This is a genomic window from Testudinibacter sp. 'clade 2', assembly GCF_006227735.1.
Classification (GTDB): domain Bacteria; phylum Pseudomonadota; class Gammaproteobacteria; order Enterobacterales; family Pasteurellaceae; genus Chelonobacter.
Genome location: NZ_VDHB01000064.1, coordinates 1 through 14,741, shown reverse-complemented (window position 1 = coordinate 14,741; position 14,741 = coordinate 1). Strand labels below are relative to the sequence as shown.

General features: G+C 48.3%; 15 protein-coding genes. 9 read left to right on the top strand and 6 right to left on the bottom strand.

Going from position 1 to position 14,741, the window contains the following annotated elements:
• Both FHQ30_RS05665 and FHQ30_RS05660 read right to left on the bottom strand, forming a co-directional pair.
• Positions 1-1,084 (bottom strand): RNA-directed DNA polymerase (locus FHQ30_RS05665; RefSeq protein ID WP_139625153.1); only part of this gene is annotated, 1,084 nt, incomplete at its 3' end.
• Positions 1,081-2,388, bottom strand: a complete 1,308-nt coding sequence (locus tag FHQ30_RS05660) for an ATP-binding protein (protein WP_139611720.1) — start codon at positions 2,386-2,388, stop codon at positions 1,081-1,083. The genes FHQ30_RS05660 and FHQ30_RS05665, both read right to left, overlap by 4 nt.
• Positions 2,389-2,498: 110 nt before the next feature.
• Here FHQ30_RS05660 and FHQ30_RS13425 point away from each other — a divergent pair, with 110 nt between their 5' ends.
• The 3 genes from FHQ30_RS13425 to FHQ30_RS05650 all read left to right on the top strand — a co-directional run bounded on the left by FHQ30_RS13425 (position 2,499) and on the right by FHQ30_RS05650 (position 5,254).
• The gene (locus FHQ30_RS13425; RefSeq protein ID WP_267963841.1) at positions 2,499-2,633 is read left to right on the top strand and encodes a hypothetical protein; all 135 of its coding nucleotides are present in this window, start codon (positions 2,499-2,501) and stop codon (positions 2,631-2,633) included.
• 137 nt (positions 2,634-2,770) lie between these two features.
• Complete coding sequence (locus tag FHQ30_RS05655; protein ID WP_139611719.1) at positions 2,771-3,832, top strand: NADH:flavin oxidoreductase/NADH oxidase; 1,062 nt, start codon at positions 2,771-2,773, stop codon at positions 3,830-3,832.
• A 222-nt stretch (positions 3,833-4,054) separates the two neighbouring features.
• On the top strand, positions 4,055-5,254 hold the full coding sequence (locus tag FHQ30_RS05650; protein ID WP_139611718.1) for an ATP-binding protein: 1,200 nt from the start codon (positions 4,055-4,057) through the stop codon (positions 5,252-5,254).
• A 72-nt stretch (positions 5,255-5,326) separates the two neighbouring features.
• Here FHQ30_RS05650 and FHQ30_RS05645 read toward each other — a convergent pair whose 3' ends face one another.
• Complete coding sequence (locus tag FHQ30_RS05645) at positions 5,327-6,229, bottom strand: LysR family transcriptional regulator (protein WP_139611717.1); 903 nt, start codon at positions 6,227-6,229, stop codon at positions 5,327-5,329.
• 111 nt (positions 6,230-6,340) lie between these two features.
• On the opposite strand from FHQ30_RS05645, the gene FHQ30_RS05640 reads away from it, so the two are divergent.
• From FHQ30_RS05640 to FHQ30_RS05615, 6 genes are all read left to right on the top strand, one after another.
• Positions 6,341-6,907, top strand: a complete 567-nt coding sequence (locus tag FHQ30_RS05640) for an NAD(P)H-dependent oxidoreductase (protein ID WP_139611716.1) — start codon at positions 6,341-6,343, stop codon at positions 6,905-6,907.
• 10 nt (positions 6,908-6,917) lie between these two features.
• A complete protein-coding gene (locus FHQ30_RS05635) occupies positions 6,918-7,661 on the top strand; it encodes a putative quinol monooxygenase (protein WP_139611715.1) in 744 nt (247 codons plus the stop codon).
• A complete protein-coding gene (locus tag FHQ30_RS05630; protein WP_139611714.1) occupies positions 7,658-7,960 on the top strand; it encodes a DUF1330 domain-containing protein in 303 nt (100 codons plus the stop codon). Before FHQ30_RS05635 ends, FHQ30_RS05630 begins: the two co-directional genes overlap by 4 nt.
• Positions 7,961-8,094: 134 nt before the next feature.
• A complete protein-coding gene (locus tag FHQ30_RS05625; RefSeq protein WP_139611713.1) occupies positions 8,095-8,544 on the top strand; it encodes a MarR family winged helix-turn-helix transcriptional regulator in 450 nt (149 codons plus the stop codon).
• Positions 8,545-8,552: 8 nt separating this feature from the next.
• Positions 8,553-8,882: a DMT family transporter gene (locus tag FHQ30_RS05620; RefSeq protein ID WP_139611712.1), complete on the top strand. Its 330-nt coding sequence runs from the start codon at positions 8,553-8,555 to the stop codon at positions 8,880-8,882.
• A 177-nt stretch (positions 8,883-9,059) separates the two neighbouring features.
• Positions 9,060-10,043: an aldo/keto reductase gene (locus tag FHQ30_RS05615; protein ID WP_139611711.1), complete on the top strand. Its 984-nt coding sequence runs from the start codon at positions 9,060-9,062 to the stop codon at positions 10,041-10,043.
• A gap of 443 nt (positions 10,044-10,486) precedes the next feature.
• On the opposite strand, the gene FHQ30_RS05610 is transcribed toward FHQ30_RS05615, so the two are convergent.
• The 3 genes from FHQ30_RS05610 to FHQ30_RS05600 form a co-directional block, all read right to left on the bottom strand.
• On the bottom strand, positions 10,487-11,953 hold the full coding sequence (locus tag FHQ30_RS05610) for an ATP-binding protein (RefSeq protein ID WP_139611710.1): 1,467 nt from the start codon (positions 11,951-11,953) through the stop codon (positions 10,487-10,489).
• A gap of 419 nt (positions 11,954-12,372) precedes the next feature.
• Entirely contained in the window at positions 12,373-13,599 is a 1,227-nt protein-coding gene (locus FHQ30_RS05605; protein WP_139611709.1) for an NADH:flavin oxidoreductase/NADH oxidase family protein, read from the bottom strand.
• A complete protein-coding gene (locus FHQ30_RS05600) occupies positions 13,596-13,961 on the bottom strand; it encodes an ArsR/SmtB family transcription factor (RefSeq protein ID WP_139611708.1) in 366 nt (121 codons plus the stop codon). Before FHQ30_RS05600 ends, FHQ30_RS05605 begins: the two co-directional genes overlap by 4 nt.
• Between the last annotated feature and the right edge of the window lie 780 nt (positions 13,962-14,741).

Genomic DNA, 14,741 nt, shown 5'->3' with positions numbered 1-14,741 from the left:
TAATACTATTCTTTTGTATTTTAATTTCAATATATTTATCAAATTTATTTAATACAGTATTAATGCTGCCTGAATTGAGGTATTCAATTGAATGCTGTCTAATGAGAAAAAGTTGTTTTTGCAAACTCAAATTATCATTACTTATTTTTATCCACGCTAATTTATCTGCTTTGACAGATTTGGTGATAATGTCCGAACTGCCTGACGTTTTACTAGAATTTATTTTTAGGCCAAAAGGAATCATAATCTCAGCAAGTGTTTTTAAAATTGTTTCACCAGCATGATTATCTTTGGTAAAAATTCTATAATCATCTCGGTATCTCAAAATTTGATAATCTGTTATTTTACATTCCTGCAATTTCTCTGTGAGTAAGCTATCAATATAACCAAGTAAAATTTCGGCAATAAAATCCATAAGAACAGAACCTTGCGGGATGCCATTTGTCTGTCTACTTTGTAGGTTTTGTATTTTTCCATCAATCACATTACCAAGTAACCCCTGTGCTCTATTGGTTTTTGCTACTGTTTTATCTTCTATCGCCCAAGCAATGGAGTGGGTGTAAATTGAACCGTAACAATCGGCAATATCAGTATCAAAAACATAGTCATACTCAAGCGAAAGCGAGATGGATTCCTGCTCTACTTTTTCCCACCATTGAGAAATTTGTTGTGCTTTATCGGCTTGACCATTCTGAGCTTCTACAGGAATACTTAAGCATTTAATTTTTTTATTCTTTTGAAAAAATTTAAATCTGTCTTTTATTTTTTTCCAATTATCTCTTTGGGTGATTTCATTAACCAAGTCCACATAAAGAAATGGATGTATTAACTGAAAAGGTCTCCAAGACAATTTGCCATCTTTATTGGCATAAATCAGATGATTGGCACTGTCCAAAGTCATTAGTTTTTGCTTATCATGAAACCCAGATGAACCATTATTATCAATAAAATCGGATAATTGATTTAATAAAGCAGAAAATGAAAAGTATCTAGGCAAATCTATGTTGCAATAGCTCTCACTCTTGAGAAAAAATGCCTTTGCCTGCTTGTGTCTTAAAGAAAGAACGCTGGTTCGTTTAGTCATTGTTTACTCCTTTTAACAAATATCCCCACCCCATACAACGGCACATTCGTCAGCCAATCTTCCTGCCGATAATCCGACATAGACGTTCGCACCGCGCTTTTGGGTTGGAATTGCTCGCAATAAGATTTCAGGCTTTTGGCTTTGAGATTTTCTTCCGCCTTCACTTCAATCGGCACAACTTCCTGTCCCTGTTGCAACACAAAATCCACTTCCGCCGTACCTTTTTCAGCTGCCCAATAAAATACAGGATTGAGCTGGTTGGCTTGTAATTGCTGCAATACATATTGTTCGGTTAAAGCCCCTTTAAATTCGGTGAACAAGCGGTTTTGTTCCAGCAAAACTTGCGGATTTAGCTGGCTTTTGGCGGCAAGCAAACCGACATCTAGGCAGTAGAGTTTGAAGGTATTTTCTTGATAAGCGGTGAGCGGCAGGTGCGGTTTTTTGATGCGGTAAACGGGCTGCACCAGCCCGCTATCTTTGAGCCATTGCAACGCCAATTCGTAATCCTTAAACCTTGCCCCTTTTTGCATCTCGCTTAGCACAAATTTTTTGCTTTCTTTGGCAAGCTGCTGCGGCAAGGCGCTCCACAAGGCACGCACCCGCATGACAAGGCGGGGATCATCAATGTGTTTGGAAAAATCCTGCTCATACGCCAGCAATAAATCCTGCTGCACCGATCGCACCGCTTGCAGATTTTGCGTATCCACAAAAGTTTGCACCGCTTCGGGCATACCGCCGACAAAATAATATTGCCGCAGCCGCTCAATGTATTTGGACTTCATCGCCGCAATCAACGCCCAATCTTGCGAATGCAATAAATCCAGCAGCGGTTTTTCGCCCACCGCCAGCAAAAATTCAGCAAAATCCATCGGATACAGCGACAAAAATTCCACTTTGCCCACAGGAAACGACGTGCCTTTGTGCAACGCCACGCCCAACAGCGAGCCTGCCGCCATGATGTACAAGTGCGGTGCGTTTTCATAAAAATATTTGAGCGCGGACAAGGCCTGCGGCACTTCCTGCACCTCATCAAAAATCAGCAAAGTATTGTCAGGATTGATGTTTACCCCTGATTCAATGCTCAAACCCAGTAGCAGCCGTGCAATATCAAAATCACCGCTAAACAGCGTCTGCATACGGCTGTTGTTGTCAAAATTAATGTAGGCGACCTGCTCAAACGCCGCCGCTCCAAAGGTTTTCATCGCCCACGTTTTACCCACCTGTCTTGACCCTTGAATAATCAAAGGCTTGCGCTTGGTTTTTGCTTTCCATGCGTGTAGTGATGTGAGAATCTGCCGTTGCATTTGCGGTTTTCCTAAGCTGTTTTTTTGCTTATTTTATCGCCTTAACTACATTTTATCAAAGGAAAAAATGTTTAATTTCTACATTTTTTCAAAGGAAATTTTGGTTTTGTGTGTTAAAGATAGGCCGTCTGAAACCGCACTTTACCCTTTTAAAACAGGTAAATGATTTCAAGCAGCCTGATTTACGCATTGCCAAGCAGTGGGCATTAAACAGTGCGGCAACGTGTGTATTGGCAGCGCTGTAGGCGGCAAGAAGGTTGATTTGCAGCAACATCTGCAAGCCATCATTATTTTTATGGCAGTTAGAAATCTGCCGATTTTTATTTATAGTAAACTTGACATAAACTAACCGCACTTTAACCGACAAAGCAGGACTATCAACATGGCAAAATTTCGTTATTTGACCACGCCGTTTCGCGTAAAAAACCTTGAACTCAAAAACCGGGCGGTGATGCCGCCGATGTGCACCTACAGCGCCACCGACGGCATGCCCAACGACTGGCATTTCGTGCATTACAGCGCCCGTGCCATCGGCGGCGTGGGGCTGATTATCGTTGAGATGACCAATATCGCCCCGAACGGACGCATTACGCCCAACTGTTTGGGCTTGTGGAATGACGAACAGCGTGACGCCTTCAAACGCATTGTCGATGCCGCCCACCAATACGGCAGCAAAATCGCGATACAAATCGCCCATGCGGGGCGTAAAGCATTGGGACATGATTATGTGGACGCCCCGTCGCCGATTTTGTACGACGGCGATGACAAAGACCCGCGCTGGAGCTATCAAACGCCGCGCGATTTAAGCACCGCCGAGGTCAAAGGCTTGGTGCAAAAATACGCCGAAGCGGTAAAACGGGCAGTGGACGCCGGTTTTGATGCCATCGAAATCCACGGCGCACACGGCTACCTGATTCACGAATTCCATTCCTTCAAAGCCAACCAGCGCAGCGATGAATACGGGCAAGACAAAATGCTGTTTGGCGAGCAGGTGATCCAAGCCGCCAAAGCGGTGATGCCTGCCGAGATGCCGCTGTTGGTACGCATTTCCGCACAGGAATACGCCAAAAACGGCTACAGCAAAGAGCACGGCATGGAAGTGGCAAAACGCTATGCGGCGGCAGGGGCCGATGTGTTGCACGTCAGCGGCGGAGGCGACGGCACGCCAGACCCGGCGCACAGCCCCAGCATTCAGGCAGGCTATCAAGTCTATTTGGCGAGAGCGGTCAAACAGGCAACGGGCAAACCGACGATTGCGGTCGGTATGCTGGAAGATCCGGCGGTGGCGGATTATGTGCTGGCGAGCGGCGATGCCGATTTGGTCGCCATCGGACGCGGTTTATTGCGCGATCCGCACTGGCTGCTGAATGCGCAATACCACCAAAACAGCAAAGACAGCATGCCGATGCAATTTGTGCCACGCCAGTACCAGCGTGGATTTTAAGGCATTTTGCATTTGAATATCATAATCAGGCTGCCTGAAACCGCACTTTGAATGTTTTTAGACGGCGTAAACCGAGGTTTACGTCGTTTTGGTTTGGGATGGGCAAATTCAAGCATGATTGAAATTTCTTTATGATTGTAGATAATTCCAAGTATACTTGAAATTACTCTAGGAATTCTCTAAAATTCAATCATACTTGAAATTGACCCGGTGAGGTGAGTGATGTTAGCGCGTGATCGTTATTTGCAATGGCTAATTGATGTAAAAGACAATGAATTTATCAAAGTGATCACCGGCGTTCGCCGTTCGGGGAAATCGGTAATTTTGCAGCTTTATCAGGACTATCTGCTTGCGCAGTCGGTGTTGCCGCAAAATATTCTGTTTTATAATTTTGAACACCCGGCCAATTTTAGACTCACCGATGCCGGTGTGTTATTTGATCATATTCAACAGCAAACGCAAGGGTTGAATGGTAAGATCTATTTTATTTTTGATGAAATTCAAGAAGTAAATGATTGGCAAAAACTGGTGAACGGTTTGAGGGTTGCATTTGATGCTGATATTTATATTACGGGTTCGAATGCGAATTTATTATCCGGTGAATTAGCCACTTATTTGGCTGGGCGTTATCTTGAATTGCATGTTTACCCGTTGAGCTTTAAGGAATTTGTCGACTATAAACAGCTTAATCATAATTCAGCCAGCCCGGACTTGCTGTTTGATGAATATTTAAAATGGGGTGGTTTTCCGGTATTGCCAAGCGTGCAAAATGATGCCGTGAAAAAGGAGATTTTAAACGGCATTTATAGCAGCATCGTGTTAAAAGATGTTGCCGCACGAGGTAATATTCGTGAAATCAATTTATTAGAACGGGTGATTGCCTATTTACTGGATGTTATCGGCTCATCGGTTTCTATCAAGAAAATTGCCGACACCATCAACAGCAGTGGTATTAAAACCAACTCCACCAGCATTGATAAATATATTCAATTATTAAAAGAATCGTTTATTTTCTACGAGGCTAACCGCTATGATATTCGTGGTAAAGTGCGGTTAAAAATGCAGGCAAAATATTATGTGGTGGATAGCGGAATCCGCAATAATACGCTGGGGCAAATAGGCAGCATCGGTTCGCAGTTAGAAAATATTATTTTTATTGAATTAAAACGGCGTGGTTATGAAGTATTTGTCGGCAAATGGGATGCCGAAGAAATTGATTTTGTGTGCTTTAAAGGCGAGCAGAAAAAATATATCCAAGTTGCTTACCAACTGCCTGAACATAATGATCGGGAACAACGAAATTTGTTGCATATCAATGATAATTATCAAAAAATCATTTTAACGCTAAATCGAATGAATGTCGGCATCATTGACGGTATCCCGGTGCAATATGCCATAGATTGGCTGTTGGGCGATGACTAACGGCATATTATGCCGCCCAACCGCACTTTTGAATATATTGGGAATATAGGGCAAAACCGTTCAGGCAGCCTTTTATACGCTGCCCATTTTCTCCGCCAAAAAATCAATCAGCACTCGAATGCGTTTGGCTTTTTGGCTGTGCTGCGGGTAATACAGCGACAGCGGCGGGTAGTGTTTCCAGTGCGGCTCCAGCACGGGGATGAAGTCGGCGGCGTCGGCTTCCATCGCCAAAATCGGCTCGAACACGCGCCCGATGCCCAGCCCTTGGCGCACGGCGTCCAACACCACTTCCAAGCTGTTCACAATTAACGGGGTCGGCATGTCGATGCTGATTTCGTGTCCGTTTTCGTTCAAACTCAGTGGAAACAGGCTGTTGGCGGTCATAAAACGAAAACCAATCAGCTTGTGCTGCGGTAATTCCGCCAAACTTTGCGGCACGCCGAATTGGTCGGCGTAGGCTTTCGACACATACAAGCCGCCCCTGAACGGCGGCAGCAGTTTGCGCGCCACCCGGTTTTCTTCGATGGCGGGTCCAAAGCGAATGCCCAAATCGAAGCCTTGTTTGATGATGTCCACCGTGCCGTCATACATCGAAATTTCCAATTCCACCTGCGGATAGCGGCGGCAAAATTCGGCAAAGTGTGGTTTTAACACCAGCAGATAGGCGATGCGCGGCACGGTTATCCGCACCCGGCCGGTAGGTGCTTGCCCTAAATCGTGCACGCTTTCCACCGCATATTGCAACGATTTCACCGCCTCGGCGCTGCGTTCCAGCAGCAAGATACCGGCTTCGGTCAGCTCCAGCTTGCGGGTGGTGCGGTTGAACAGCGGCAGGCCGATGTGTTGTTCCAATTGTTTCAACGATTTGCTCACCGCAGGCGAGCCGATTTCAAGTTGGCGGGCGGCGGCGGAAATGCTGCCTTGGGCGGCGATGGCGTGGAACACGGTGAGTTGGCCGTAGATGGCGTTGTGCATGATTGTTTCCTTTTGGGAAAATATAGTTGTGCTTATCATAATCTATTCATGGGTAATCAAGCAATCTATACTGTGCTCAATTCATCCATCGGCTATCTTTAGGAGCAAACAATGAGCCCAGTATTAATCATTTCGGGACACCCGAATTTAGCGCAATCCGGCGCCAACCAAACCATTCTCGCCGCCTTACAGCAAGGCTTGGGTGAGGCCGCCGAAATCCGCCGTTTAGACCGCCTGTATGCCGACGGCAATATCGACGTGGCCGCCGAACAAGCCGCCTTGCGTGCCGCCGAGGTGGTGGTGTGGCAGTTTCCGCTGCATTGGTATGCGCTGCCTGCGCTGATGAAAAAATACCTCGACGAGGTGTATGTCTACGGCTTTGCCCACGGCAGCGGCGGCACCGCCCTGCACGGCAAAAAACTGTTGGCGTCGTTTACCGCCGGAGCGCCGGGCGAGCTGTATCAAACCGGCAAGGCGATGAATTTCCCGATGGAAGCGTTTTTGCCGCCGTTGCAGCAAAGCGCTACCCTGTGCGGCATGGAGTGGCAGCCGCCGGTGTATTCCACCGGCATGACGTATATTCCCGGTGTCAACAGCGCCGAGGATTTGGCGGTGGTGCAGGCAAAAGCCCGCGCACACGCCGAACGGGTGCTGGCACAGATCCGCAGCCTGATTTAAGGAGGCCATTATGTCTTTAAGCAAATGGCTGCTGGCCACCGCACTGGCGAGCAGCACCTTGGCACAAGCCGTGCCGATTGTGAACCTGTTTGAACTGGGCGTTGCCGCCGGTAAAAACGCCGACTATCAGGCCGTGGGCGAACACAACATCACCACCTCGATTGCCGACGAAGACGGCACGCTGGCGATGTATTCCGTGCGAAGCAAAGCCGATGCAAACCTGGCCTATATGTTTGAAATCTATGCCGATGAGGCGGCGTATCAAGCCCATTTGCAATCGCCGCAATATCAGGCTTTTTTACAGGCAGCCCCAAACATCCTCACCGACCACAAGCAGAAAACCGAGCTGGTGCCGCGGTTTTTGGGCGACAAAAAAATCGCGCCCGGCGCCGATACTCGCACCAATTTGGTGGTGGTCGAAGTCAAACCACAGTTCAATCAAGACTTTTACCGCTTGGTCAGCGCAGAAATGCAGCAATCGCTGCAAGCCGAAAACGGCGTGCTGGCGATGTATGCCGCTACCGCCAAAAATGCGCCGCAGCGTTGGTATTTCTTTGAAATTTACGCCGATGAAGCGGCGTACCAACGCCACCGCCAAACACCGCACTTTCAGCATTACCTGCAAAACAGCTCGGCAATGGTGCAAGACAAACAGTTTATTCAAATCCAGCCGATGCTATTGGGCAATAAAGGCTACCTGAACTTTCAGGCAGCCCCGCCGCAAAGCGAAGCAACACAGGAGTATTCAAAATGAGCCATCCCGCCTATTTTATTCTTGAAGTGGCCATTAAAGACCACGAAGCCATGCAGCCCTATCTGGACAAAGCCGCCGCCACACTCACCGCATTCGGCGGCGTGCCGATTGCCGGCAGCGGCAACATCGTACCGCTCGAAGGCGACGCACCCGCAGCCGGCAGCAAAGTGGTGATGCTGCGGTTTGACAGCATGGAAACCGCGCAAGCCTGGTACCACTCGCCCGCCTACCAAGCCATCCTCGGCCACCGCCTGCAAGCGGCAGACAACCGCGCGTATTTGGTGGAAGGCGTAGCTTAGTTTTAATCGTAATCAAATAACCATGCCGTCTGAAACCGCACTTTGAGTGCCGCAGTTTCAGACGGCATTTTTTCTTGCAATAAATCCCAATTAGGACTATAATTCAGTCCTAATTAAGACTTAAAAAGGGGTTTATGCAGAAAATTCAACACAACATCAATGCCTTATTCAATCACTTTAATGAGATTATCGGGCTGTATCGGCAATTGGCAAAACGCTTGGGCGTGGGCTACAACACGCTGGCGGTGCTGTATTGCATTTATCTTAATCAACAATGCACGCAAAAAATGATTTGTGAGAGCTGGTGGCTGCCCAAGCAAACGGTGAACAATCTGACCCAAGAAATGCTGGGCAAGGGCTGGCTGGAACAGGCGGACGACGCATCACCGGGGCGGGGCAAGCTGTTGCGGTTTACCGCTGAAGGGCTGGCATTTGCCGAGCCGATTGTGCAGGCGGTGATGCAGGCGGAGCAGGCAACGTTTACCGCACTTGGCGATGAACGCTGTGAAGCCATAATCGGCTTTACCGCACGCTATGCCGAGCTTTTTAAACATTATTCTGATTTGAATACTGATACCGAATAAGGGGAAAAATGATTTGGTTTTTATTAATGATTTCCATTGTCACCGAAGTGTTTGCCACCAGCATGTTAAACGCCAGCCAAGGCTTTAGCCGCCCGCTGTACGGCGTGGCGGCACTCGCCTTGTATGCCGTGTCGCTGGGTGTGCTTGCCAAAGTGATGACCGGGCTGCCGGTGGGCATTGTTTATGCGGTGTGGTCGGGCATGGGGGTTGTGCTGATTTCGGCAATCGGCTGGTTTTTCTTCAAGCAAAAATTGGACTTGCCCGCCTTTGTCGGGCTGGCGATGATTATCGGCGGTGTGTTGGTGATTAATTTATTTTCCCATTCCAGCGTTCATTAGCGGTGAAAAAGAACATGCCGTCTGAAACCGCACTTTCAGACGGTCTGCTTTGGCTTAATTATTTCCATTATGGAAATAATGATTTTGCAAAAGCCTATCTAGTAAAGGGTAATAGGCATCTTTATACTGCTTGCATCGAAACAAACTGATTACTGAAACAGCAAGAGGAATCCAAGCATGAACACATTATCTAAAACCGCCCCGAAAATCGCACCCAAAATCGCATTGGGCACTTGGTCTTGGGGCGCGGGCTTTGCCGGTGGCGACCAAGTATTCGGCAACCATTTGAGCGAGGCACAAATGCAGGCGGTGTTTGATGCCGCGACCGAAGCCGGTTTAAACCTGTGGGACACCGCCGCCGTGTACGGCATGGGCAGCTCGGAAACCGCATTGGGCGCACAAACCCGCCGCCATTTGCAAAACCACCGCCGCGACAGCCTGCTGATTTCCACCAAGTTCACCCCGCAAATCGCCGACGCCCAATCCGCCACGCCGGTGGCCGATATGCTGGCGCAAAGCTGCGAACGCCTCGGCACCGACCACATTGACTTGTATTGGGTGCACAACCCCACCGATGTCAACCGCTGGACGAATCAGTTTGTGCCGCTGCTGAAAAGCGGCAAAATCAAAGGCTTTGGCGTGTCCAACCACAATCTTGAGCAAATCAAATTGGTGAACGACACCCTCGCCCAAGCAGGCTGCCGCATCGCCGCGGTGCAAAACCACTACAGCCTGCTGTACCGCGCTTCGGAACACGCCGGGATTTTGGAGTACTGCCAAGCCAACGGCATCACCTTTTTTGCCTATATGGTGCTGGAGCAAGGCGCATTGAGCGGGCGCTACAACAGCCAAAACCCGCTGCCCGAAGGCAGTGGCCGCGCCGAAAGCTACAACAAGGTGCTGCCGCAACTGCAAACCCTCACCGATGCCATGCAGCAAATCGGCGCACGCTATCAGGCAAATGCGGCACAAATCGCCATCGCCTGGGCGATTGCCAAAGGCACCTTGCCGCTGATCGGCGCCACCAAACCGCAGCATGTTACTGATGCCGCCGCAGCCGCCGCTATTGTGTTAACCACTGAGGAAATCGCCACGCTGGAGCGCTTGGCCGAGCAAACCGGGGTGGATACCAAAGGCGCATGGGAGCCGGAGATGGCGTAAGCCAAGGGCATGATAGTCAAGGTAAAGTCCGTCTGAAACCGCACTTTGCGTTTTTTTCACTATATTTGAACAAAAGCAAGTCCGCGGCCATTGTGACGCAGAACAGGCGTACTTGCTCGGCTCGCTGCAATACGGCAGCGACATTGTTTCCTCCTCGCTGATGGCGATGTGGGAGCAGAAGCAGGTTTTGTTAATATATGCCGTCTGAACTTAGCACAAGCAAAATGCGCTTTCAGACGGCCTTGTTTGCTTAGGGTCGGGCCTTACACACTCACTTAATGGGCTTGTCTGATAGGCCGCAAGCATACTTGAATTTTGTTATAGAATCGTTCAGTCAAATCCCAGTCAAGCAAATCTTAGAATTCAAGCAATTGATTTTATTTTAGTTTATCTTAATCACGGCTCATTTTTCAGGCAGTCAGTCAAATCCCGGTCAAGCAAATTTATGCCCAAAATGGAATATAACGTCTTGATTTGGTGCCTGCGGTTTCATCATAGGGCTTAATCATTTTCGCCTCAATGGTTTGCTTAATCACACGGCTGACCATTGCACTATTATCTACATCAATTCCAAAGCGCTCTCTAAGTGAAGCATTACTCATTGGTTCACGGCTAAGATATTTCAACACAGAATGCAAATAACATGCCCTGATTCGCTCGTTTCTATCAGTGTTTTTAAAGTCGCGATATGCAAACAAAACGCTCCTCGTATGTTCTGTAAATACTTCAAATAGCGGTGCAGGAAGTTGATAAATCTCCGTTTGCATCACCACCTTATCAATGCCGCTACCCCGTTCTTCACAAATATTCATCCGCCGCAATAATGCGGCAATTCCTTCGTTACGGCTACGCGGTGGATTATCCACAAAACGATCAACTGCGACCAAAGGTACACCGGGATTAGTGATTTCAATGCGATGCTCGAATACCTCAATCATCGGACTTGTGCCCGAGAGTGTAAAATCCTGATGAATAATCGCATTGGCTATCAACTCACGTAATGCCAGCTCAGGGTACATCGGCACCTCACGTCGAAAAACCGAACCAATTTCTTCATTGCTCGGTAAAATCAAGGTTAACGTACGGATAATATTCTCATAATCAACGGCATAGCCCTGATTGAATTCGACCTCTCTAAAGGTTTCAAGTTTATTGCTGCCTTTATATTGGATAAGACGCACCGTTTTTCTTGCCAATGATGGAAAATCGGATAGTTTTTTTGCAAACAAGACGGCTCCCAAATGAGTGATATCCCAGTGCTTGCTTTCGCTTTGGCAAATCACACCATCCTGTTCCAAGGCTTTTAGCTGCTCTTCCCGCGTGCTTGGCATTGGTTGCGACAGTAATTCGAAATACCCATTCACATTAATCAATTGAAATACTGTTTCCACCGAATTTTCTGATTTTGCAACAGTTTGTTCAAACGGTTGGCGATCAAACACCCGCCACAATTCACGCTCTTTTTCAGTAAATTCCCGCAATTTTTTGGTGCTGGATTGTACCCGGATAAACTCTGTGCCATCAAAACGCACTGGAGTATGTGACGCGGGTTGGATTTCCAAAATGACTATTTGCTTTTCATTTGAAGATAAAAACACATGAAAACAAAAATTAATTTTGGGCTTCAATTTTTGTAGAAGCCAGTTTTCAAGTGCTTGCTGTTTATGACGGGCAGCGCCAGGATTAAATGTGGTACCGAGAATCTGGTGAGTATTGTCCTCGATACCCCACAATACATAAGCACTTTTTTTGCCGTAAAGTGCTGCAGAATTAGCAAGTGCAGAAATATTCTGACCTATTATTTCAGGATCAGCATTATTGTGTTTGAACTCCACCCATTCTGTTTCTGATGGCAATCGGATAAGCTCTTGCAGCAATCCTTGTAAGGTCTCTTGATTATGCTCCATCATCTTTATCGTTTCTCTACTTTTTAGTTTTCAGTCAAATCCCAGTCAAGCAAATTGTAAAATTCAAGCAATTGATTTTATTTTGATTTATTTTAATCAAGGTTCATTTCTTAGGCAGTCAGTCAAATCCCGGTCAAGCAAATTCACTCAACTTTTCCGATAGGGATTGGTAATTTGAATCGCATTCAGGGTCAAACTGCAATATGCAATCATTACTGAAAACAGAATCACACCATTTACTTTACCGCACGTATTTCAATCAAATTTGAATTGATTATAGCGTAAACATCTTGTTTGCACAGCGTAATATGCCAACATATTCTGATAAGGGCTTCTTCAGAAAAATGCAAGGCCATCTGAAACCGCACTTTGCTTTTTTGAACAAGCGAATGGGTTTCAGGCAGCCTTTATCTTCAATAAACCTACGCCCGTTCTTTTCTGAAGCCGTCTTTCAAAATCGCCCACAGCGTTTTCCAGGCGGAATAACCGGGTTGCGGCGGCAAGCCGGAGCCGAGCAGGTGCAGTTGTTTGGTGTACCAATACAGCTCCAAAAATCCGCTGACTTTTTGGTCGATCATCTTCACGCCCGTGCGCACCGGCGGGGTGGCCACTTTTTGCACGCTGCCGTTGAGTAATTGATCCGCCACATCGGGCATGATGGCAAACGGTTTGGCCATGCCCACCATGTCCACACTGCCGTCGGCAAGGGCGTCGTTCATGGCCGCCAGGCTGCGAAAGCCGCCGGTAATCACCAAAGGCGTGGTGCCGATCACGGTGCGGGCTTGTTCGGCATAGTCCAGAAAATAGGCTTCGCGGCGGCGGGTGCTGTCTTTCACGCCTTCCATCATCGCCGGGCTTTCGTAGTTGCCGCCCGACACTTCCAGCCAATCCACGCCCAATTCTGCCATTTTTGCCAACACCTGCACCGATTCATCGGCGCTGAAGCCGCCTTTTTGAAAATCGGCGGAATTGAGTTTCAACGCCACGATAAAGCCGCTTGAGGTTTGGCGGCGGATTTCGTGATAAACCGCCACCAATATGCGCATACGGTTTTCCAAACTGCCGCCCCATTCGTCACGGCGGCGGTTGTGGTGCGGCGATAAAAACTGGCTGAGCAGATAGCCGTGGGCGGCGTGGATTTGCACCCCGGAAAACCCGGCTTTTTCGGCAATCGCGGCACTGCGCCCGAAGCGGGCAATGATGTCGCGGATTTCATCGGCGGCCAGCTCGCGCGGCGGATTGAACAAGGCCGATAATTCTTTCGACAGCGGCACGGCGCTCGGTGCCACAGGCTGTTGGTTCACATTTTTGGGAATCTGCTTACCGGGATGGTTGAGCTGCATCAGCAGTTTAGTGCCGTTTTGCGTGCCTGCCGCCGCCCATGCGCGCAGCGTGGCCAAATCGCGCTCGTCTTCCACCACGGTGGTGTCGAAATTGGCGGCAAAACGGCGGTCAACCATCACATGCCCGCTAATCAATACCGCCGCGCCGCCTTTTGCCCAAGTGTCGTACAGGCGCACCAGCGCATCGCCCGGGGCATTGTGCGGTGCCAGCTGCTCGTCCATGGAGGCCTTATACAGGCGGTTTTTCAGGGTGGTGCCGTTGCTTAAAACCAACGGCGCGGCAATGGTTAAATCAGATGGGTTCATCGGGTGTTTTCTTTCGGGTTTGAGGGATTATCGGGTAACAAATGCGGCGGCAGCTCGGCTTCCAGCGCCTCCACCAACGAGCGCAGCCGCTGAATCGGGCAGGGATGAAGCTCGTTGTAATCTTGGTTGATGGCATAAAAACGCTCATTGCCCGCCTGCGCCACCCGCACCAAATCCGCCTGCCGCATCAGCTTCAAATGATGCGACACCGCCGGGCGGGAAAGCGGCATCAGCTCGGTTAAGCGGTTGACATTCAAGCTGCCGTGTTCGGCCAGCAGCAATAAAATCGTTTGCCGGTGCGGATCGCCCAAGGCGGTAAACAAAGGCAAACAGGCGGCAAGATGGGCTTGGATGGCGTTCATGGTGGCTTAGTCCAAATGTTTGAGTGTTTAAAAATTTAAACGCAGTATAATATTTTCATAGGCAACCGTCAACTTAGCGTCAATTAAAATTAGCGGCCAGAGACCTTTGCAAAAAAATAGCTGCCGCACCCGCGCAGGCGGGTGCCTAGTCTGAAGCACAGCTTCAGCTTGAACCAGCCAACCTTATAAATATGCAACTTTTTGATTCATATTGTTTTTAAAAAAAAGAAACGTGAGCAGACAAGCAAAGCTACGCTTTGCACTGGGCACCCGCCTACGCGGGTGCGACGCACGGGAAATTTTGCAAATGTCTCGGCCAGTCGCAGACAATACAGCGAGTACGGCAAAGCGAAGCCAATGCCGTATTGTGCTGATTTTAATTGACAATAACACGCCGTCTTGCGACCGGCAAAACACCAGGCCGTCTGAACCGCACTTTCCCCTTTTCAAGCAGGCGAAAGGCGTTCAGACGGCCTGTTTATCATTGCGGTTAAACTCAAGCGTTGCCAAAGCAACATCCCGCCCCTTGTATATTCAAAATAAAGTATACTAGCAACACAGCACCGAATCGTTATCCACAGCTTGACCGCCCCTAGAGCATCAACTCGTCTTGTAGCGTAGGCGTGGATAACGTTCATCAACAAAACCGAACAGTTGAAATAACGAAACCCGAATACAAGGCTGGTTAATGATGAACAACACTCCGATTTATTGTGGCATTGATGTTGCTAAACGTTCTCTTGTCGTTGGATTAACCGACAAGAAAAAAACAAAAACACA

Excerpts from the sequence above, each read along its gene's own strand:
- FHQ30_RS05660 (WP_139611720.1), bottom strand. The coding sequence starts at position 2,388 with ATGCAACGGCAGATTCTCACATCACTACACGCATGGAAAGCAAAAACC.
- FHQ30_RS05655 (WP_139611719.1), top strand. The coding sequence starts at position 2,771 with ATGGCAAAATTTCGTTATTTGACCACGCCGTTTCGCGTAAAAAACCTT.
- FHQ30_RS05650 (WP_139611718.1), top strand. The coding sequence starts at position 4,055 with ATGTTAGCGCGTGATCGTTATTTGCAATGGCTAATTGATGTAAAAGAC.
- FHQ30_RS05645 (WP_139611717.1), bottom strand. The coding sequence starts at position 6,229 with ATGCACAACGCCATCTACGGCCAACTCACCGTGTTCCACGCCATCGCC.
- FHQ30_RS05640 (WP_139611716.1), top strand. The coding sequence starts at position 6,341 with ATGAGCCCAGTATTAATCATTTCGGGACACCCGAATTTAGCGCAATCC.
- FHQ30_RS05635 (WP_139611715.1), top strand. The coding sequence starts at position 6,918 with ATGTCTTTAAGCAAATGGCTGCTGGCCACCGCACTGGCGAGCAGCACC.
- FHQ30_RS05630 (WP_139611714.1), top strand. The coding sequence starts at position 7,658 with ATGAGCCATCCCGCCTATTTTATTCTTGAAGTGGCCATTAAAGACCAC.
- FHQ30_RS05625 (WP_139611713.1), top strand. The coding sequence starts at position 8,095 with ATGCAGAAAATTCAACACAACATCAATGCCTTATTCAATCACTTTAAT.
- FHQ30_RS05620 (WP_139611712.1), top strand. The coding sequence starts at position 8,553 with ATGATTTGGTTTTTATTAATGATTTCCATTGTCACCGAAGTGTTTGCC.
- FHQ30_RS05615 (WP_139611711.1), top strand. The coding sequence starts at position 9,060 with ATGAACACATTATCTAAAACCGCCCCGAAAATCGCACCCAAAATCGCA.
- FHQ30_RS05610 (WP_139611710.1), bottom strand. The coding sequence starts at position 11,953 with ATGATGGAGCATAATCAAGAGACCTTACAAGGATTGCTGCAAGAGCTT.
- FHQ30_RS05605 (WP_139611709.1), bottom strand. The coding sequence starts at position 13,599 with ATGAACCCATCTGATTTAACCATTGCCGCGCCGTTGGTTTTAAGCAAC.
- FHQ30_RS05600 (WP_139611708.1), bottom strand. The coding sequence starts at position 13,961 with ATGAACGCCATCCAAGCCCATCTTGCCGCCTGTTTGCCTTTGTTTACC.